Consider the following 21,303-nt stretch of genomic DNA (forward strand, 5'->3'; position numbering starts at 1 on the left):
AATGAACTGATTTTATGGCACCGAAATGCAGTGTGTGCGAAGCATGTAAGTATCGGAGTGCATAAAATCAGTTCATTTGAGCTCGAGATAGTAGAATTGTAAACGGGCCCTATTGAATTTTCCTCAAGCGGATGCTAGGGTGCCGGTTGGAAAGTTGTTGGTATTATGTAAACTATTAAATAAGGGGAACTGTGTGAAATTTACAAATTTATTAACAGTAGGAGCGCTGACAGCATCTTTAGTATCACCTGCAGTTATGGCAGCAGATACCAATAATACAACTCCTATGTCTGATACACAAAAAAAGGAAATTGAAAAAGTAGTGCATGACTATTTAGTAACTAATCCAGAAGTACTTTTGGAAGCTTCTCAAGCGTTACAACAAAAACAACAGCAAAATATGCAACAACAAGCTCAATCTGCAATTAAAGAAAATACTGAGCAATTGTTTCAAGGTAAGACTACAGTTGTAGGTAATCCAAAAGGTAATGTAACCATAGTAGAATTTTTTGACTACCAATGTATTCATTGCAAAAAAATGTCACCAATCATTGATAGTTTGGTTAAAAAAGACAGTGACTTGCGAGTTATTTATAAAGAATTCCCAATTTTTGGTAAGAGCTCTGAATTAGCTTCTAGAGCTGCTTTAGCTGCTGGTATGCAAGGTAAATATCAAGCAATGCATAATGCATTGATTTCTATTGATAAGCGTTTAAACGATCAAATCGTTATGGCTACTGCTAAGTCTTTAGGTTTGGATATGAAGAAATTAAAGACTGATATGCAAAGTAAAGAAGTTACTGCAGCTTTGGATGCAAACCGTGAATTAGCAGAAAAGCTACACTTGATGGGAACTCCTGCATTTATCATTGCTTCAACTCCAAATGGTCAATTTAAACCAGGTTCTGAACCCTCATTTATACCTGGTGCTGCCAGTGAAGAGTCGCTGCAAGAGTTAATTAAGAAAGCAGCAGGTAATTCGTAAATAATTGCAGTTAAATACAAAAATAGCCTGGGTGAAGCAAAGCGGAGCCCGGGTTTTGCAGGGTACAAATTTCCAGGGTTCCGCTTCGCTTCACCCAGGCTACATTGAGATTTTCATGACAAAACCATCTACATTTCAGGATATTATTCTTACTTTGCAGCAATATTGGGCTGCTCAGGGATGTGTTATATTGCAACCTTTTGATATGGAAGTTGGCGCAGGAACTTTTCATCCAGCAACTTTTTTACGAGCAATAGGCCCTGAGCCTTGGTCAGCTGCTTATGTACAGCCCTCTCGAAGACCTACTGATGGTCGTTATGGAGATAACCCGAATCGAGTGCAACATTATTACCAATTTCAAGTGGTACTCAAGCCTTCTCCTTTAGATATACAAGATAAATATCTGGATTCATTGCGTGCCCTGGGAGTTGATCCTTTGGCAGATGACATTCGGTTTGTTGAAGACAACTGGGAATCACCTACTTTAGGTGCCTGGGGTCTGGGTTGGGAAGTTTGGCAAAATGGTATGGAAGTATCCCAATTTACCTATTTTCAACAAGCAGGTGGTTTGGCGTGTAAACCTGTAACTGGCGAGTTGACTTATGGTTTGGAGCGTTTGGCTATGTATATATTAGGGGTGGACAACTTATTTGATCTACCTTGGAGTAATACACCGAATGGCACTATAACTTATGGTAATGTGTTCCATCAAAATGAAGTGGAGATGTCTGCTTATAATTTTGAACATGCTAATGTAGAAGAGTTATTTAAACAGTTTGATTATTATGAAAGTGAAGCGCAAAAGTTAATTGAGTTACAATTACCGCTTCCTGCTTATGAAATGGTAATTAAAGCATCGCATTCATTTAACTTACTCGATGCACGTAAAGCAATATCTGTTACTGAAAGGCAGCGTTATATCTTACGCGTAAGACATTTATCAAGGGCAGTAGCGCAAGCTTATTATCAGGCACGCGAAGCTTTGGGCTTTCCTATGCTTAACCAAAAGGTGTGTGATGGTCAATGATTTTATTTTTGAATTAGGTTGTGAAGAGTTACCTTCTGGTTCGGTTTGGCCTCTGGCTGATGAATTTGCTAATCAGTTATTGGCTTCATTGGATAAGGCACAATTGAGTTATGGAGAAGTAAAGCGTTTTGCAACACCAAGACGTATCGCGATTGCTATCTTTGATTTGCAAGAAGAACAAAAAAGCCAAAACGTGACACGTCGAGGTCCTGCTGTAGCGGCTGCTTATGACAAGGAAGGAAAACCTACACAGGCCTTATTAGGTTTTGCCAAATCATGTGGAGTAGAAGTAGAGCAACTGTCTCAAGTTCAAACAGAAAAAGGGGATTGGATTGTTTTTGAAACACAAAGTCAGGGTAATAAAAGCAAAGATTTGCTACCTGTCTTGATTAATCAGTCTCTGGCTGCTTTGCCAATTGCTAAACCCATGCGTTGGGGAGCAGGGGATGAAGAATTTGCACGACCTGTTCACTGGGCAGTGATGCTTTATGGGGATAAAGTTATAGAGCATACTATTTTAGGAATTAAAAGTGGCCGCGACAGTAGGGGACATCGTTTTCATCATCCACAACACATTGCAATTAACTCTGCACAAAGTTATGAATCGCAAATGAATGAAGCATTTGTTGTTGCTGATTTTTCTGCTAGAAAGCACATGATTAAAAAGCAAGTAGAGGAGTTAGCCGCATCCATTAAGGCTACAGCGATTATGCCTGAAGATTTGCTTGATGAAGTAACCTCAATTGTTGAGTGGCCTCAGGCTCTGATGGCGAATTTTGAAAAAGATTTTCTAGAGGTTCCTGCTGAATCATTAATTGCTTCAATGCAATCACATCAAAAATGTTTTGCTCTAAAGGATAAGCAAGGGAAGTTACTGCCTCATTTTATTACGGTTTCAAACATTGCTAGCACCAATCCTCAACAAGTTATTTTAGGAAATGAAAAAGTAATGCGAGCGCGTTTAAGTGATGCTGCATTCTTTTTTAGACAAGATAAAAAATTGCCTTTAAGTCAGCGTATACCGGGCACAGAACAGGTTGTTTTCCAAGCAAAATTAGGTAGTTTAAAGGATAAAGCATTACGAATTGAAGCCATGATGGCGTATTTAAGTTCTGCGTTACATTTAAGTTTACATCAGGCACAACGTGCAGCACAGTTGAGCAAATGCGATTTGCTAACCGGAATGGTGGGGGAGTTTCCTGAGCTGCAGGGATTAATGGGATATTATTACGCACTAAACGATGGCGAAGATCAAAGTGTTGCTCAAGCTTTAAATGAACAATATATGCCTCGTTTCGCTGCAGACAGTTTACCTGAATCTGATTTGGGTTTGACTCTTTCACTAGCAGATAGAATCGATACTTTAGTTGGTATTTTTGCCATAGGCCAAAAACCTTCAGGAGTAAAAGATCCATTTAAATTGCGCCGTCATGCCCTAGCTGTTGTCCGATTACTCATTGCAACATCAGCACAACTCAACTTAAGTACCCTGATTGAGCAAGCAATAATTCATTATGAAGCTCAAATAACTGTTGAACCTAATTTATCGGATGAGTTGAAATCTTTTATTTTGGATCGGTTACAATCCTTTTATCAAGGCCAAGGATTAAGTGTTGATTTAGTGAACGCCGTGCGAGCTCGTCAGGATGATTGGTTGTATGATCTAGATAAGCGTTTAAGTGCTTTGCAATTATTTGTAAAATTACCGGAAGCTGCTTCTCTTTCTGCTGCCTGCAAGCGCGTGAACAATTTACTTTCACAGGCAGGAAGACAAACTTTATCGCCAGTGAATGAGCAACTTTTCACTGAGGAGCCGGAGAAGTTTTTATATATACACATTAATCAGATTGAACGAGCAGTAGAGACTTTATACCGTTCTGCCGACTATGGCCCATTATTGAAGTTACTTGCCAGTCTTAAAGAACCGGTTGATCTGTTTTTTGATAAAGTCATGGTAATGGTTGAGGATCAGGCAATAAAAGCCAACCGTTTAGCGCTTTTAGCACGTTTGCAGGATTTATTGCAGGGTGTTGCTGATATTTCATTGTTGCAGATTGGGTAAAACATTATCTTGGATGTGAGCTCTGGACCACTGCCATTATAAGAAAAAATTGTCATTCCTACCTTCGCGGGAATGACAAAAATTCTTAACTTAATGGCAGAGAGGCAATCCCCAGATGCAATTGAAATAATTCTTACGGTTATTAAATATGATCAATATTTCTGTAGTAGGTTATGAACATGAAAACCTGCACGACAAGGCAAAGGCACTCGCAGAGGAATTAAGTTTTGGATTAGACAAAAACGCTAGTCTTTGTCTTTTTGTTACTGAAGATAAACTGACATTAAAGATCCCTGGATTTTCCCCAATTTTTGCTGAATTCAGCGCCGCATTTTGGAGTAAAAGAAAGTCTGAGGGAAAGAAACAAGGATTAGTCCGTGCCTGTAAACCATCTTCTGGACTTAAAATTATTGATGCAACGGCAGGTTGGGGGCGTGACTCTGCCATTTTAGCCAGCTTTGGCGCGGAAGTATTGATGCTCGAACGTCATCCTGTAATGGCTTCCTTATTATCAGATGCTTTATTACGCCGAACTGAGTCGGACCGACAAGAACTGAATTTGATGTTTCATGCTGGCGATGGTTACTCCTATTTAAGTTCATTAACGACCGACGATTATCCTGACATTATTTATATTGACCCAATGCATCCTGAACGGAGTAAATCCGCATTGGTAAAAAAAGAAATGCAAGCGTTACAACAAATAATCGGCGCAGATGAGGATGCACTGGAATTAATTCAATTGGCGATAACTCGTACGAAACAAAAGGTCGTTGTAAAATGGCCACAAAAAGCAAAACCATTATTACCAGCAAATGCCGCAGTAGAGGGAAAAACAGTTCGGTTTGATATCTATTTTTCTAATTTAAGATAAATTAGTAATGGTAGCCTGGGTGAATTGAAACAAAACACGAAGAATTAGATAAGCATCCCGGGTTTAGCCTTCATTTCACGTTAGGCTACACTACGAATCTAACCGAACTCTGCAAGTTCATCGCGGAGGCGCTTTTCTTCAAACAAATCCTCTATTCGTCTTCTTCGTTCCAATTTGGTCGAAGGACTTGTTTCTGGAGTTATGATCGTTTCGATACTAACTTCTTCTATGTCGTTTACTTCTTCCTCAAATTCACTAGTATTCATAGCCATCTCCTTAGCTTAACCCATAGTGAACTTAATAAAATAACAGAAAAGGTATTGAAGGAACAGTGGAATTTTTTGAGCATCATCTTGCGAACACGGCAAAGACGTGTACCTGGTCTGATCAGTACAGAAAATCTGAAAGACCAGGTCAGTTCTTAATTAAGGGTTATTAAGAATTGTTTTAATTTCTACTTCTTGTTGTTGTTCTAACTCTTTATCAATTGCGTTTTTGCCTTTATCTGTCCTTATTTTATTTCTGCCCTCATCTAATTCAGAGCGAAATTTTTTGGAAGTTTCTTCGGGCACAGTTTCCTTAGGGGCATTTTGGAGTAACTTTGCAAGTTTATCACGTCGTTCTTTCGCATGCTCATGAAGTACTTTCAATTCACTGGGGGTAAAGAGTGTTGTGGGATCAATCTCTTTCCCTTCTCTATCTTTAAGTACAATACCTTTTACAGCTTTGTCGCCTTTTGACTCTTCTCCAGGTAGTGGCCCTGGCGCAAAACCACTTTCAAGCGCGGCTTCATAGGCTTGTCTGGCTCTTTGTTTTTGAGTTTTCGGATCATCAAAGTTAATGGTTAAGGTGATTGCGTCAAATCCTGAGGCTCGTACAGCCTGAGCCATAGTTAACATATCTACCTTAGGATTCTCTTGGCGGCTTAAATAGTAAAAAGGAGAAAGTATACGGGCTGGCATCTCCACACTCCAAATACCAGGCTCATTTTCTTTTCCCTTAGTGTGTTTTATCTTCGCTCCTGATAAGGAAATGATAAACTCTAAGTCTTCTGGATTTATGGTAGATATTGTTTTTTCTTTAACATCGATTGTACCAGTTGTTAACTCCTCTGGCCGAGTTAAATTACGTCGTTCACGATTTTTTTCCCTTGCTTGCTCCATTTCCAGCAGCATTTTGTCTTTATCTTTTTGGCTAAGTTGATTGGCCCAACTTTCTAGTTGGCCAGAAAAGAGGATCTGCTTTTTTTCAAGAGCGGATGCTTTGTCGAGTGTTGTAAGGTTTTCTTGAGTCACCTTATTAAAGGCGCCGAGTTGTTCTGAATGTTTTTTTTCTAATTCGGCTATTAACTCCTTTTTTACTTTTTCTGCTTCATCAGGGTCTTTACCTAAAGCGTTTTTGAAATCAGTCATGAATGCAGAGTTCTCAAAAGTTTCTTTAAGTCGCTTCACTTCCATTTTCTGTTGGGCTATTATTGCATTTTTTGCATCCTGGTTAATTTTTTCAAGTTCTCCTCGAAGCAATTCGATTGAATATCCAGGAACTTGACTGACTCGCTTTTTAAAGGCTTCAATTGATTCTTGATACTTCTCTTGAGCAGGTGCATAAAATTTTTCGGGAGTAAATACCTCATTGAGCTTATTTCTAACTGTATCTTTCGCAGTAGAGTCGCTGCCCTTAAGTGCTTTCTCAAGAGTGTCGCCTTCTTCTGGGCCTATTTGTATTTTAAAGCCTTTATGATCTTTGATTCGCTTATTGGTATACTCTTCAAAGGCCTGTAAACCAAAAGTAAGATCTTGAGTTAATGTAATATCATCACGATACTGTTGATAAATTTCTTCTAGTTTTCCAGGTGCGAATTGACGTTTCCTATATTGAGAGTTAAGCAAATTAAAAAACGCTTGTCTGTGTGAAGGCATAGATTGTACCTCAAGAGCTTTAGTTCTTATAAAGTATAACACTTTTTCATTAAGATAGAATTAAGATCTGAGTAGCGTTTTGATTGGAAAATCAAGAAAAAATCTAAAAGTCCTAATTTGGTGTCGCGCAGTGAAATCCGGGGTTCTGTCCAGTTATTTTATTCAGACCACGGGTTTCATTGCGCGCACCCAGGTTACTCTACCAAGCTGGAATAGCTGAGTCTCCAAATAAAGTTTTAGCTTTTTCTTTGACTTCCTCGGAGTTTAACGCTTTAACAAAGAGTTCCAATTGTTCTTTTTTGGGAGAGCCACTGCGAATAACAATAATATTGGCATAGGGTGAATCTTTGTCCTCACTAAATAGAGCATCGTGAGAAGGATTCAATCCTGCAGGTAAGGCAAAAGTAGTATTGATAACTGCTGCATCCACATCGGGTAAGACTCTGGGTAATTGTGCTGCATCCATTTCTTTGAACTGCAGATTGTGTGGATTTGTTGCAATATCTTTTAAGCCAGCATTTTGAGTCGTTTTCAATGTAATTAATTTTGCTTTTTCCAATAGTTGCAGGGCACGCATTTCATTGCTGGGATCATTGGGTAGGGCAATCATCGCTTTTTCTGGTAACTGGTTTAATGCATTGTACTTTTTCGAATATATTCCCATGGGATAAACAAACGTTCTGCCTATCGCTTCCAGGGTATAGCCATGAGCTTTAACCGCTGCATTAAGATAGGGCAAATGTTGGTAGACATTCGCATCCAGGCTTCCATCCTGTAATGCTTCATTAGGTAAATTGTAATCATTGAATGTTACAATTTTTATGTTTAAGCCATACTTATTTTTTGCTACTTCTTGTGCTGTTTCAACCAGTTCTGTTTCGGGTCCCGCAATGGTTCCTATTACCAGAGTATTCGGTGAAGGCTTGTTGCATGCAACAAGGCTGAATAATAAAACGCAATAAGCTAAAATCCGCATTTAAAACTCCAAAAAAGTGATTCAGATCAATTATGTAAAAAACGTTTTGCCAGATAATCTCCGACCATTTGGGTTAGTTGTACCATCACAATTAAAATGATTACTGTAGCGATCATGACTCCAGCATCAAAGCGTTGATAACCGTAGTTAATGGCCAATGTACCCAAACCACCGGCACCAACGGTTCCTGCCATTGCTGAATAATTAACTAAAGTAATGGCTGTCACCGTAATGGCATGAATTAATGCTGGTTTGGCCTCTGGCAACAAGATATGCAAAATAATCTGTCTGGTGTTTGCGCCCATTGCATAACCGGTTTCAATAAGCCCTGAAGGTAAACTACGATAAACATTATCTACCAGTCTGGCAAAGAAGGGGATTGCACCAAGAGTAAGAGGCACTATTGCAGCATTGATTCCGATCGAAGTACCGACTATGAGCCGAGTGAATGGAATGATCGCTACCAATAAAATAATAAAAGGTATGGAACGTGCCATGTTAATCAGACCTGATAATGCTTTATGCACCTTCGGCATGGGCTTAATGTGGCCGGAGGAGTAGAGCCAGGTTCCTAGGGGTAAGCCGAGTAGTACAGCAAATAAGGTACTGACTGATACCATATATAATGTTTCAGTTGTTGCAATGAATAAATCATATGCCATTGGGAAGGACATAACCTAAAACCTCCACAGTTAATTTGGCTTGTTCACAGCGTTCAATGAATGCTTCGAGTAAAAATTGATGTGCAGTTAATTCAACAACTAAAACACCACAGGTTACTGTATCGTAACGGTCTATATTGGCGAGTAAGATGTTAATATCCAGATTTAACTCACGACTTGTTCGACTAATAAATGGTACTGTTGCTTCTTCCCCCTGAAAAAACAGACGCAGTAACGGTTTGTCGGTCACATAGTCAGCAAGTCTTTTGGTGAGGCAATCAGGCAATTGTGGACTCAACTGAGCATAGAGCATGCTTCGCGCCAGGCTGTCTTTTTTATTAAATACATTCGCCAGCGCAGTAGTTTCAGCCAGTTCGCCATCGACCATCACTGCGAGTCGGTTGCAAATACGTTTTACTACATCCATTTCATGGGTAATAAGCACTATAGTGATGCCATAAAGTGCATTAATTTTTTTAAGTAAAGCTAAAATTGAGTCTGTTGTTTCTGGATCCAATGCTGAGGTTGCTTCATCGCAAAGCAGAATTTTAGGTGAGCAACTTAAGGCACGGGCTATAGCAACTCGTTGCTTTTGACCTCCACTCAGCTGGGCTGGATAGGCCAGTTTTTTATCGGTTAACTCGACAATGGGGAGTAAGTCTTCAATTTTATTACGAATGGATTCTTCATCTATCCCCTGAATGCGCATAGGAAGCGCAATATTGTCGTAGACATTTTTTGAGTTGAGTAAATTGAATTGCTGAAAAATCATTGCCATTTTGTGGCGAGCTAGAGCTAAACTCTTTCTTGAAAGACTTGTCAAATCTTGGCCATCAAGGATGACATGGCCTTCATCGGGCCGTTCTAGAAGATTAATACATCTTAATAAGGTTGATTTTCCTGCACCACTTTTTCCAATGATTCCGAAAATTTCACCTTCTTGGATAAATAGATTAATGTCACGTAGGACAGGTTTACCCGAAAAGGATTTGGTTAATCCACTTAATTCAATCATTATTATAACCTGAGATTATGCTGCGGGCGGGAGACTTAGAGGAATGCAATCATATCCGCTTTAGCCGTATTTTCAAAAAAGAACCCTTTTTTGAGCGTCCGCAAGCTGAATTTCAAATCGACGCCATTTCAATATTATACACAAATTGTGAGCATAAACAACGTAGAGTTCCTGATTTTAATGGTACTTTGAGGTAAATCGGAATAAACGATTGACTTGGTGATTAAAGTAGCTTGGGGGCCGCGCAGCAAATCTCGGGATCCATAGTCAACCATCCCCGGGGTTTGCTGCGCGACCCAAACTACAAAGCATCCACTCTATTTTTTATTTTTGTAGTTCTTCACGATCTTTAAAATAATCTAGCGCTTGGGGATTTGCCAGAGATTGTAAATTATTCACAGGTAAGCCATGAACAACTTGTCGGACAGCTAGTTCGACTATCTTGCCACTGATTGTGCGAGGGATATCTGCTACTTGCACTATTTTTGCTGGCACGTGTCTTGGTGAGGCATTATGACGAATCGTTAAACGTATTTTATTCATTAATTCTTCTGTAAGTTCCAAGTTGTCACGTAATTTAACAAATAAAACAACACGCACATCATCTTGCCAATCTTGGCCAATCACTATGCTATCAACCACTTCATCTATTTTTTCTACTTGGCGGTAAATTTCAGCAGTACCAATACGTACTCCTCCTGGATTTAAAACAGCATCGGATCGTCCATAAATAATCAATCCATTATGGGCTGTAATTTCAGCAAAATCACCATGGGCCCAAACTCCAGGAAAACGCTCATAATAAGCACGCTGATAAGCCGTTCTATCAGGATCATTCCAAAAACCTACAGGCATGGATGGAAAGGGGGCGGTACAGACTAATTCCCCTCGTTCTTCACGAACGGACTGCCCCTGCTCATTAAAAACTTCAACCGCCATACCTAGACCCAAACATTGTAATTCGCCTCTGTAGATTGGGAGGATTGGATTACCTAAGGCAAAACAGGAAATGATATCTGTGCCACCTGAAATAGAACAAAGCTGGACATCATTTTTAATTTGCTCATAAACGTAATCATAGTTTTTGGGTAGAAGCGGTGAACCTGTTGAGAGAATGCAGCGCAAATGACTTAAATCAAATTCATCTTTAGGTTTAACTCCTGATTTTTCTACTGAAGAAATGAATTTGGCACTGGTACCAAAAACAGTCACTTGCTCTTCAGCAATAAGTTTAAATAAACGATTATTTTCGGGGTAGGTAGGCGAGCCTTCATATAAGGTAAGCGTTGTCCCTAATGCCAGTGCAGAAACGGTCCAGTTCCACATCATCCATCCGCACGTAGTATAAAAGCATAAGTTGTCAGTAGGGCGCAAATCTGTATGCAATCCTAATTCTTTTATATGCTGCAATAAGGTTCCGCCTGCTCCGTGGATAATGCATTTAGGTTTTCCAGTAGTCCCTGATGAGAACATAATGTAGACAGGATGCTCAAAGGGTAAAGCAACAAATTCACAATGACTTGCAGGACGAAGAAAGTCATTCCAATATTGTGCTTTGGGAAATGCAGAACTATCTATGGGTTCTTTTATATTAGGGCAAATGACGATTTGCTTGAGCGAGGGAATGGCATCGTTAAGTTGTTTGATTTTTTCCATCCCACTATGTTTCTTGCCTTGATATTGATGTCCATCACAGATAAACAATATCTTGGGATCAATTTGGCCCAGTCGATCAATTGCAGCTTGTGCGCCAAAATCGGGTGAGCAAGAGGACCAGATTGCTCCTAATGAGGTAGTAGCGAGCATGGCAATAATTGTTTGCGAAGTATTTGGCATTAAAGCAGCTACTCTATCACCAGCTGTAACTCCAACAGCTTTTAAACCTGCTGCGCATTGTGCAACAAGTGCATATAATTGCTCATAGCTAATTACTTGTTTGTCGTTATCTTCATTAATACTAATTAAGGCTGGATGTTTGTCTTTGCGCGATAACAGTTGTTCAGCAAAATTAAATTGCGCGCCCGCGAACCAATGTGAATTTATCATTTGATCATTCTTAGAGTGATTCAAGATTTGATAGGGTTCTGTATCAAACTGTACATGAAAAAAATCACAAAGTGTTGGCCAAAAAGAGTCTGGATGTTTGGTGGACCAGGTATGCATATCTTGATAATTTTCAAAAATCTGGGCGTTTTTTTTGGCAGCGAACTCCATAAATTGCCACATCCTACTGTCTTTAGGGTGTTTGGGCTTCCATACGGTTTCATTCATGTTTCATTCTCTCTTATTTATTGAAACGATTGTACGTTAATTCTCATACTTCATATCAGCTATGGTCAATGTAATTTAGATAGTCTAAGAGAAGTGGTTGTAATTTGGATAATGTGCTAAGTACAGGGATTTGCCAACATTGCATTTGCGACTTTTGATTGATTTTTACGTCCTAATATCTTGCAGATCATGTCGCCAGCCGCCACAATCTTAAATATATCTACCCCAGTATTTATCCCTAGACCGTGCATTAAGTATAAAACGTCTTCAGTGGCAACATTTCCGCTGGCTCCACGCGCATAAGGACAACCACCAAGTCCTGCAACTGAACTATCAAAGCGGTGGACCCCATGCTGTAAGGAAGTATAAATATTAGCTATGGCCTGGCCATAAGTGTCATGAAAATGCATCGCTAATTGATGCAGCGGCAACAGTTTTAGCACGTGTTCGAGCAAGAGATGGGTTTGATGTGGCGTTCCAACACCAATCGTATCGCCTAATGAGATTTCATCGACACCTAAGTCTAATAACCTTTTTGTTACCTCAACTACTTTTTCGGGAGCCACACTTCCTTCATAAGGACAACCAAGGACACAGGAAATATAGCCTCGTACTCTGATATGGCTCTCTTTGGCTAAAGCGAGGACAGGTTTAAAACGAGAAATGCTTTCCTCAATTGAACAATTAATATTTCGGTGGTTAAATTGTTCGCTTGCTGCGGTAAATACAGCAATTTCTGTAACACCTGCTTCTAATGCTTTGAGCATACCCTGTTCATTAGGAACCAGCGCAGAATAATGAATGGATGGTGCTTTGTCTATAGCCCGAAATACTTCATTATGGTCTGCCAACTGTGGAATTGCTTTTGCAGATACAAAACTGGTTACTTCGATATATTGCAGGCCAGATTCACTTAACAAATTGATTAATTCAATTTTGTGTTTGCTCGACACAAAAGAAGACTCATTTTGCAAGCCATCGCGAGGGCCTACTTCTATAATGGTTACATTTTGTGGATAGTCCATAATTATCTCTTTTAATATTCCCAAGGCAGTAGTACGTGCTGGCGGAGAGCTGTAATTACATGCGAACATTGGTGATTTTGGCTTCAGCCCGTTTGATACTAGTAACCACCTAACTTAAGAATCTGCTTCACTTAATGACAGTAATTCCTCTCCTTCATTTACCTGCGCTCCTACAGCATAGAATATATCCAATAAAATGCCATCAGTCGGGGCATGAATGGTATGTTCCATTTTCATTGCTTCTAATACAATTAAACGCTCACCTGCTTTCACTTTTTCACCAATATTTTTTAAAACTGCGACCACAGTAGCTGGCATTGGTGCTGTAAGTTGCCCTTTATGAACAGTGGTTTGTGTGTCAAGTGTCTCCCAATTAAACCGTTCAATAGTAATTTGCCCTTGGCTCGTATACAAGGTTAGAGATTGCTTTTTATTTTCAATTGTAGCGTGATAATTTTGTATCTTGGTTTCAATACGAAGTTTATTGCCAACTAAATGAGCATGGATCAAATGTTCTTGTGTTTTAAATTGCACCTTAAAATGATTTTTATTGATTGGAGTGATAAATGCTTTAATCACCTCATCCTTATCTTTATAGCGCCATATCCAATGACTTGATATTTGAGATTGCCAGGAAAATGTTTCTAGTAATAATGGATCTTGAAAAGAATTCACATTGTGCAAATAATCAAAACTTACAGCCATGAGTAGGGCGATTTCACTATCTGGACTTGGGAGTTTAATTTCTTCTTTGCTTAAAAAATCAGTACTGAGTTCCGCGCGTCTGAATTTTGAGTGTTGGCAAATAGCTTGTAAAAACGGAATATTCGTTTTTACTCCACCAATAAAATACTGGGATAAGGCATGTTCCAATCTGGATAGTGCCTGATCACGATTTGCTCCCCACACAATAAGCTTGGCAATCATTGGGTCATAGTACATGGTAATTTGTGATGAACGTTCTACCCCCGTATCAATGCGTATGCCATCCCCTGAGGATTCTTGCAGAAAGTGGATTTGTCCTATTGATGGAATAAAATCGTGATGAGGATCCTCGGCATATATGCGACATTCTATTGCATGACCCTGTGCTTGAATTTTATCTTGTGGCAAAGGTAACGCTTCATTAGCCGCAATTTTCAATTGCCAGGCAACTAAGTCAAGCCCGGTAATCATTTCAGTTACTGGGTGTTCCACCTGTAATCGAGTATTCATTTCCATAAAATAGAATTGTTCTGAGCCATCTACTAAAAATTCAACAGTTCCTGCGCCGCTGTATTTGATAGACCGTGCTACTTCGCAAGCCGCTTCGGCGAGTTTTTGTCTCAATGAAGCAGATAAATTAGGCGCCGGAGCTTCTTCAATAATTTTTTGGTGCCGACGTTGAATGGAACAATCACGCTCAAATAAATGAACTACATTGCCATGATTGTCGGCCATGATTTGTAATTCAACATGTCGAGGATGGAGTACCAATTTTTCTATAATCATGGTGTCATCAGCAAAACTCGCCATGGATTCACGTTTTGCTCCAGCTAAGGCAGCACTAAATTCTGATTCATGGTGAACTGCGCGCATTCCTTTACCGCCACCACCATTGGCTGCTTTAATTAAGACAGGAAACCCTATTTTTTTTGCTTCAGCCAGTAATTTGTCTTCTGCCTGTTCACTGCCATGATAGCCCGGGGTTAAAGGGACTTTAGTTCGTTCCAGCAATTGTTTGGCTAATTGTTTTGATGCCATTGCCTCCATTGCTTTTACAGAAGGGCCTATAAAAATAATACCCGCTTCGTTACATGCTTTAGCAAACTCGGGGTTTTCAGATAAGAATCCATATCCAGGATGAATGGCTTGTGCCCCACATTCCTTGGCGACATGAATAATATTAGCAATATTTAGATAGCTGTCTTTAGCAGGTGCATCACCCACAAAATATGCACTGTCAGCACTGCGTACATGAAGACTGTCTTTATCAACCGAGGAGTAAATAGCCACTGTGTGTATGCCCATAGAACGAGCAGTTTTGATAATTCTGCACGCAATTTCACCGCGGTTGGCAATAAGAATTTTATTAAACATTAGTGCCTCATTAATTTAACTTTTATAAGCTCGCATTCATTATCTAACGTAGTCTGAATTCTTTGCATCCAGGCTATACCAATAAACGACCAGAGACCCAAGATATCTAGCTCCAATTTGGTTTTTCTTTCTTTAAAAATGCATTAAGTCCTTGTTGTCCTTCAGTAGATACTCTTTTTTGAGCAATCAAAGAGGCAGTGTAATAGACGAGTTCCTCATTTATTGTTTTATTTGCTACATAGCTTGCCAGTTGTTTTGATGCTTTGACCGCTTCGGGCGCATTGTTGCTGATTTGTTTTGCATAATTGAGCGTGAATTCCAACAAATGTTCCTCAGCAACACAATGTTGTACTAAATGTAACGACAACGCTTTGGCTGCATCAAAAATTTCAGCACTCATGAATAAGGATTTAGCGCTACGCTCTCCAATGGCTTGAACTACATAGGGACTAATTACTGCAGGTATCAAACCCAATTTAACTTCTGAAAAACAAAAGCGCGCTGATTGAGATGCGATAGTAATATCACATGCTGCAGCAAGTCCTGCGCCACCACCAAAAGCAGAACCATGGACCATGGCTAAAGTGGGTTTGGGGCTTTTATTTAAAGTGTACATTAGATTACCAAGCACCATGGCATCTTTTAGATTTTCTTCTTCAGTATATCGTGCCATGTTTTGCATCCAGCCTAAATCAGCGCCTGCAGAAAAATGTTTTCCATTGGCTTTAAGGATAATGACTCGGACATTAGAATCGGCAATAGCCGCATTAAGCTGACGTTGCATTTCTCCTAAAAGCTGATTATCAAAAGCATTATGCTTGCTCACACGATTTAGAGTGAGTAGACACAAGTGTTCATGAATTTCGTACAACAAGTCGCTCACCTGTATGCTCCTTACATGCGAAATACGCCAAAGCGTGTTGGCTCGATTGGGATATTTAATGTTGCTGATAAACCCAGACCTAATACTTTGCGTGTATCCTGGGGGGCAATGACCCCGTCGTCCCATAATCGGGCACTGGCATAATAAGGATTTCCCTGCATCTCATATTGAGAACGTAATTGCTCCTTAAAACGTTCTTCTTCAGCTAAGGGCCAATCGCTTCCTTGTTTTGCCAATTTGTCTCGATTCACTTGTGCTAATACATTAGCGGCTTGTTCTCCACCCATAACTGAAATACGAGAGTTAGGCCAAGACCAAAGAAAATTAGGGTTATAGGCGCGTCCACACATGGCATAATTACCCGCGCCAAAACTACCGCCAACAATTACAGTAAATTTTGGAACATTGGCATTGGCAACAGCGGTTACCATTTTGGCGCCATGTTTTGCAATACCTGAGGCTTCATATTTAGAACCAACCATAAAACCGGTGATATTTTGCAGAAAAAGTAAAGGAATTTTACGTTGGCAACAAAGTTCTATAAAGTGAGTTCCTTTCAATGCGCTTTCACTAAATAAAATGCCATTATTTGCAATAATGCCTATAGGATAACCATATAAATGGGCGAAGCCACAAACCAGCGTTGTACCAAAAAGCGCTTTAAATTCATCAAACTCGGAACCATCAACAATACGTGCAATAATTTCGCGAATATCAAAAGGTTTTCGAGGATCAGTAGGTATTATACCGTTAAGTTCCTTACTGTCATAAAGTGGTTCAACCGTATCTATGCGCATTAATTGATGTGGTTTTTTGCGGTTCAAATGACTAATAGAAACTCGTGCCAGATGAAGCGCATGGCCATCATTTTCTGCATAGTGATCTGCTACGCCCGAATGCCGACAATGGACTTCTGCACCACCTAATTCTTCGGCACTGATGACTTCACCTGTTGCTGCTTTGACAAGAGGTGGGCCGCCAAGAAAAATCGTGGCCTGATTTTTCACCATGATTGATTCATCAGCCATAGCTGGTACATATGCACCACCAGCTGTACAAGATCCCATAACTACTGCGATTTGTGGAATATTTTGCGCAGACATTTGAGCCTGATTGTAAAATATTCGCCCGAAATGATCGCGATCAGGAAATACTTCATCTTGATGGGGCAAATAAGCTCCTCCTGAATCGACCAGATAAATGCAGGGCAAATGATTTGCTAGAGCGATTTCTTGGGCTCTTAAGTGTTTTTTTACTGTTAATGGATAATAAGTGCCGCCTTTTACAGTGGCATCATTGACTACAATCACACATTCAATACCTGAAACCCAGCCAATTCCTGTGATAATCCCTGCAGCGGGGACTGCATCATCATAAACTTGATACGCTGCAAGCTGGGAAAGTTCAAGAAAAGGGCTTCCTGGGTCGAGTAGTTGTTGTAATCGTTCTCTTGGTAATAATTTACCATGTTTTAAATGACGAGCTCGAGCTTTTTCGTCGCCGCCTAGAGCAATATGTTGAATTCGACTTTTTAACTCATCTACCAAGGCTTGCATGGCTGCCTGGTTTGTCTTGAATTCTTGACTGCTTGTATTAATTTGACTGATTAATTTTGCCATGCCTATCCTCATCGCACCAAAATATCGCTTAAAACGATGATTGTCCAAATAATCCAGGTTACGGCAATAAAGTGTGGCATATCCCCACCTTTTATAAGCCTATAAGCAAGTGCAGGAATGGCGGTAATTATTAGAGGCAACAGGACAAGAACGAGAATTTTTCGGATAACAAGCCCCCAGCCCGTTTGGCTGAATATAGGAGTTAATTTCAAATTAACATAGGTAAAAAATACATCAACATAGACAATAATAAGATGAGCATATTTCGCAAATAGAACTACTAAAATACTCATTAGCAGGTAGATAAGACTGTGTCGTAGCATGAACATCCTTTTTTATTAAAGATCCCCTCTCCCATAGAATGGGGTAGGGGACGTTTTGTTTTAAATTAATTCAATTGCCATTGCAGTTGCTTCACCACCACCAATACATAATGAAGCGACCCCACGTTTTTTACCCTGATGCTTTAATGCATGTATTAGAGTAACCAAAATACGCGCACCAGATGCACCGATAGGATGACCCAAGGCACAAGCTCCACCATGAATATTAACTTGTTCTGGGTTTAACTCAAGTTGTGTCATAGCAGCCATTGTTACTACCGCAAATGCTTCGTTTATTTCATAAAGATCCACATCATTTTGTTTCCATGATGCTTTATTCATCACTTTGCGAATCGCATCCACAGGAGCTGTGGTAAACCACTCAGGCGCTTGCGAATGGCTGGCATGTGCAACGATGCGAGCAATTGGTGTGATGCCGCGTTTTTCTGCTTGTCCAGCACTCATTAAAATCAGACTTGCTGCACCATCAGAAATAGAGCTTGAATTAGCTGCAGTAACGGTTCCGTCTGCTTTAAAAGCAGGTTTTAATTGGGGTATCTTGGACATTTTTGCTGCATCAGGACCTTCATCTACATTTACTGTAATATCACCTTTACGTGTATTAATAGTTACTGGAACAATCTCATCCTTAAAGGCACCACTTTCTATTGCTTGTAATGCTCTACTCATGGAGCGAGTAGCAAACTCATCTTGTTGCTCTCTGCTAAAATGAAAGTGACTGGCTGTAGCTTCTGCAAAGACGCCCATTAATTTCCCTCTGTCATAGGCATCTTCTAATCCATCGAGGAACATATGATCTTTTAACTCTCCGTGTCCTAACCGGTATCCTGAGCGTGCTTTACTCAAAAGATAAGGTGCATTACTCATGCTTTCCATACCGCTTGCAAGAACAATATTGGCAGTCCCTGCTCGAATTAAGTCATGAGCGAGCATTACGGCTTTCATTCCTGAGCCACACATTTTGTTGATTGTGGTTGCTCCTGAAGAATTAGGTAATCCAGCTTTAATTGCTGCTTGTCGTGCGGGAGCCTGACCAATCCCGGCTGATAAAACACAACCACTGATTACTTCATCTATTTCTGCTGGGCTAATTCCGGCTTGAGACAGGGCAGCCATATGTGCAATTGCGCCTAACTCTGGAGCTGAAAGAGCGGATAAATTGCCTAACATGGCTCCCATGGGTGTTCTTTTTGCCGCAACGATTACTATGTCATTCTGTTCCATTTTCATTCTTCCTTATGCTGTTTCTTTAAAAAGTTCTCGTCCAATAAGCATTCTTCTGATTTCAGAAGTACCAGCCCCTATTTCATACAATTTTGCATCACGCAGTAAACGTCCTGTAGGATACTCATTAATATATCCATTACCACCAAGAATTTGAATTGCTTGCAATGCCATTTGTGTTGCTCTTTCAGCCGTATATAAGATCACGCTTGCAGCATCTTTGCGACTGACTTTACCTTCATCACAAGCTCGGGCGATGGCATATAAATAGGCCCTTGAGGCACCCAGGTCAGTGTACATATCTGCTAATTTACCTTGGATGAATTGAAATTCACCTATGGGTTGTTCAAATTGTTTACGTTCATGTACATAAGGTAAAACAACATCCATACAGGCCTGCATAATTCCTACTGGACCTGCGGCCAAAATAGTACGCTCATAATCAAGCCCACTCATTAATACTTTAACACCTTGATTCACTTCACCCAAAACTTGTTCAGCAGGGACTTCACATTGTTCAAATACCAATTCACAGGTATTTGAGCCGCGCATTCCTAGCTTGTCGAGTTTTTGAGCGGTTTTAAAGCCGGGCATACCTTTTTCAATCAGAAAAGCAGTGATTCCTTTACTCGCAGCCTGTTTGTCTGTTTTGGCATAAACGACCAGAACATCGGCATCAGGCCCGTTGGTGATCCACATTTTGGTGCCGTTGAGAATATACTTATCGCCTGCTGGACGAGCATGTAATTGCATACTGACTACATCAGATCCTGAGTTGGATTCACTCATAGCGAGAGCGCCAACATATTCTCCACTAATGAGTTTAGGCAGATATTTTTGTTTTTGCGAATGATTACCATTTAAATTGATTTGATTGACGCATAAATTGGAGTGAGCACCGTAACTCAGGCCTATAGAGGCAGACGCCCGCGAAATTTCTTCCATTGCGATGACGTGGGCAAGATAGCCCATATTGGCACCACCATATTCTTCACTGGCAGTAATTCCCAATAATCCCATTTCACCTAGTTTTCGCCATAAATGATTGGGAAAAGCATTACTTTCGTCAATTTGAGCAGCAAGTGGAGCAATTTCAGCACGAGCAAATTGGTAGACACTGTCGCGCAACATGTCGTAAGTTTCACCGAGTTGATAGTTCGGTCCTGTGTACATAGCTGACTTCCTGTTGTTGTAACTACTAATCTGTTGCAAGTTTTAAATGACTGCTAAAACTTGGTTTATGTTAATGCAGAGTGTGTAGTCTGTTGATTTTTATAAATGTGTTAGACTATACCCAATCAAGTTGAAGATGCAAATAGAATTTCTCAGATCTTTTTTCCTATTGAAAAAGTTAAAGAAATGATTTGATGAACCAATTCAAATAACCCTTGGTGAAATGAGCTTTTAGGGGATTGCACTGCATGATCTAAGTTAAAGTGGGAAGCTATTAGATATTATTTATTTTGTTATTGAGTTTGCAGAATAGGAGTGTTTTTTAAATGCTCCTTTACCTGATTTAAAAAATCGCCTAATCTTAGGCCAATGGAAAAACTACTGAGCTTTCAAAGGTAGTTACAGCCAAAGTTTCAGCGTTTAGTTTTATCTATTTAGGAGAGTCATTCATGCGTAAATTAGTACTCTGGGGACATAGTGTTGATGAGTATCGTGAGATGTTTGATTTGTCTCAAGAGGATATGAATTCAAAGATATTGGAATATGGATGTGGTCCCAGTGCAGTAAACGCTCAACAGTTTCAAGAAGCGCATCAAGCAGTAAGTTGTGATCCTTTGTTTGTTTTGGATAAAGATACCTTATCCTCCAAGGCGATTATGATTTTTGCACAAATGGCAGATGAAGTTCATAAGCAACACGATCAATTTGATTTCAGTCGCTTTGGAGGTTTAGAGCAGCTGCTTGAGCATCGACAAAATGGAATGAAAAAATTTTTTGCAGATTATGAGCAAGGCAAGGCTGAAGGACGATATTATGGTGCAGCAGATTATCATTTACCTTATCCCGATTTCTCTTTTGATTTTGCATTAAGTACAAATTACTTATTTGCAGATTTGGAAGATCAGACTGTCGAATTCCATTTAAATGTAATTCGTGAATTAGCAAGAGTAGCGAAGGAAGTAAGAATTTTTCCCTTAAATGATACGGAAGGAAAAACCTCTGAGTTTTTAGGCCCTGTATTGTTGGAGCTGCAAAAAGAAGGTTATGGCGTAGAAATTAGAGAAGTCGATTATCATTTGCATAAGTCTGAAAGCGCTATGTTGCGAGTTTGGGCACAGAAATGTGATATTTAATTAATGCAGCCTGGGTGAAGCGAAGCGAAACC

Annotated in this window: 18 protein-coding genes; 5 read left to right on the top strand and 13 right to left on the bottom strand. The window is 39.9% G+C overall.

Annotation, left to right across the window (positions count from 1 at the left end; genetic code table 11):
* The first annotated feature begins 193 nt into the window (after nucleotides 1-193).
* The 4 genes from DGG96_RS02570 to DGG96_RS02585 all read left to right on the top strand — a co-directional run bounded on the left by DGG96_RS02570 (nucleotide 194) and on the right by DGG96_RS02585 (nucleotide 4,948).
* Nucleotides 194-985, top strand: a complete 792-nt coding sequence (locus DGG96_RS02570) for a DsbA family protein (RefSeq protein WP_110141456.1) — start codon at nucleotides 194-196, stop codon at nucleotides 983-985.
* Between the two features lie 115 nt (nucleotides 986-1,100).
* Nucleotides 1,101-2,012, top strand: coding sequence for a glycine--tRNA ligase subunit alpha (glyQ, locus tag DGG96_RS02575; protein WP_110141457.1), 912 nt, complete (start codon nucleotides 1,101-1,103; stop codon nucleotides 2,010-2,012).
* Nucleotides 2,002-4,074, top strand: a complete 2,073-nt coding sequence (gene glyS, locus DGG96_RS02580) for a glycine--tRNA ligase subunit beta (protein ID WP_110141458.1) — start codon at nucleotides 2,002-2,004, stop codon at nucleotides 4,072-4,074. Before glyQ ends, glyS begins: the two co-directional genes overlap by 11 nt.
* A 148-nt stretch (nucleotides 4,075-4,222) precedes the next feature.
* Entirely contained in the window at nucleotides 4,223-4,948 is a 726-nt protein-coding gene (locus DGG96_RS02585; RefSeq protein WP_110141459.1) for a class I SAM-dependent methyltransferase, read from the top strand.
* 98 nt (nucleotides 4,949-5,046) lie between these two features.
* On the opposite strand, the gene DGG96_RS20730 is transcribed toward DGG96_RS02585, so the two are convergent.
* From DGG96_RS20730 to DGG96_RS02645, 13 genes are all read right to left on the bottom strand, one after another.
* Nucleotides 5,047-5,214, bottom strand: coding sequence for a PA3496 family putative envelope integrity protein (locus DGG96_RS20730; RefSeq protein ID WP_165831567.1), 168 nt, complete (start codon nucleotides 5,212-5,214; stop codon nucleotides 5,047-5,049).
* Nucleotides 5,215-5,373: 159 nt separating this feature from the next.
* Nucleotides 5,374-6,867, bottom strand: coding sequence for a hypothetical protein (locus DGG96_RS02590; RefSeq protein ID WP_110141460.1), 1,494 nt, complete (start codon nucleotides 6,865-6,867; stop codon nucleotides 5,374-5,376).
* Between the two features lie 199 nt (nucleotides 6,868-7,066).
* Nucleotides 7,067-7,843 (bottom strand): MetQ/NlpA family ABC transporter substrate-binding protein, encoded by a 777-nt coding sequence (locus DGG96_RS02595; RefSeq protein ID WP_110141461.1) that lies wholly within the window; start codon nucleotides 7,841-7,843, stop codon nucleotides 7,067-7,069.
* Between the two features lie 26 nt (nucleotides 7,844-7,869).
* Nucleotides 7,870-8,517, bottom strand: a complete 648-nt coding sequence (locus DGG96_RS02600) for a methionine ABC transporter permease (protein ID WP_110141462.1) — start codon at nucleotides 8,515-8,517, stop codon at nucleotides 7,870-7,872.
* Complete coding sequence (locus tag DGG96_RS02605) at nucleotides 8,495-9,520, bottom strand: methionine ABC transporter ATP-binding protein (protein ID WP_110141463.1); 1,026 nt, start codon at nucleotides 9,518-9,520, stop codon at nucleotides 8,495-8,497. Before DGG96_RS02605 ends, DGG96_RS02600 begins: the two co-directional genes overlap by 23 nt.
* Before the next feature lie 324 nt (nucleotides 9,521-9,844).
* Nucleotides 9,845-11,791: an acetoacetate--CoA ligase gene (locus tag DGG96_RS02610; RefSeq protein ID WP_110141464.1), complete on the bottom strand. Its 1,947-nt coding sequence runs from the start codon at nucleotides 11,789-11,791 to the stop codon at nucleotides 9,845-9,847.
* Nucleotides 11,792-11,907: 116 nt separating this feature from the next.
* The gene (locus tag DGG96_RS02615) at nucleotides 11,908-12,816 is read right to left on the bottom strand and encodes a hydroxymethylglutaryl-CoA lyase (RefSeq protein WP_110141465.1); all 909 of its coding nucleotides are present in this window, start codon (nucleotides 12,814-12,816) and stop codon (nucleotides 11,908-11,910) included.
* Nucleotides 12,817-12,930: 114 nt separating this feature from the next.
* Nucleotides 12,931-14,895, bottom strand: a complete 1,965-nt coding sequence (locus tag DGG96_RS02620) for an acetyl/propionyl/methylcrotonyl-CoA carboxylase subunit alpha (protein ID WP_110141466.1) — start codon at nucleotides 14,893-14,895, stop codon at nucleotides 12,931-12,933.
* A gap of 106 nt (nucleotides 14,896-15,001) precedes the next feature.
* Nucleotides 15,002-15,778 carry an enoyl-CoA hydratase-related protein gene (locus DGG96_RS02625; protein ID WP_110141467.1) on the bottom strand — a complete coding sequence of 259 codons (777 nt, stop codon included), beginning with the start codon at nucleotides 15,776-15,778 and terminating at the stop codon, nucleotides 15,002-15,004.
* 11 nt (nucleotides 15,779-15,789) lie between these two features.
* Nucleotides 15,790-17,397: a carboxyl transferase domain-containing protein gene (locus DGG96_RS02630; RefSeq protein ID WP_110141468.1), complete on the bottom strand. Its 1,608-nt coding sequence runs from the start codon at nucleotides 17,395-17,397 to the stop codon at nucleotides 15,790-15,792.
* 8 nt (nucleotides 17,398-17,405) lie between these two features.
* The gene (locus tag DGG96_RS02635; protein WP_165831568.1) at nucleotides 17,406-17,720 is read right to left on the bottom strand and encodes a hypothetical protein; all 315 of its coding nucleotides are present in this window, start codon (nucleotides 17,718-17,720) and stop codon (nucleotides 17,406-17,408) included.
* A 60-nt stretch (nucleotides 17,721-17,780) separates the two neighbouring features.
* Nucleotides 17,781-18,965 (bottom strand): acetyl-CoA C-acyltransferase, encoded by a 1,185-nt coding sequence (locus DGG96_RS02640; protein WP_110141470.1) that lies wholly within the window; start codon nucleotides 18,963-18,965, stop codon nucleotides 17,781-17,783.
* A gap of 12 nt (nucleotides 18,966-18,977) precedes the next feature.
* Complete coding sequence (locus DGG96_RS02645; RefSeq protein WP_110141471.1) at nucleotides 18,978-20,138, bottom strand: isovaleryl-CoA dehydrogenase; 1,161 nt, start codon at nucleotides 20,136-20,138, stop codon at nucleotides 18,978-18,980.
* A 449-nt stretch (nucleotides 20,139-20,587) separates the two neighbouring features.
* Here DGG96_RS02645 and DGG96_RS02650 point away from each other — a divergent pair, with 449 nt between their 5' ends.
* Nucleotides 20,588-21,271: a hypothetical protein gene (locus DGG96_RS02650; RefSeq protein WP_110141472.1), complete on the top strand. Its 684-nt coding sequence runs from the start codon at nucleotides 20,588-20,590 to the stop codon at nucleotides 21,269-21,271.
* Nucleotides 21,272-21,303 lie beyond the last annotated feature (32 nt).

The sequence above is a fragment of the Legionella qingyii genome, from assembly GCF_003184185.1.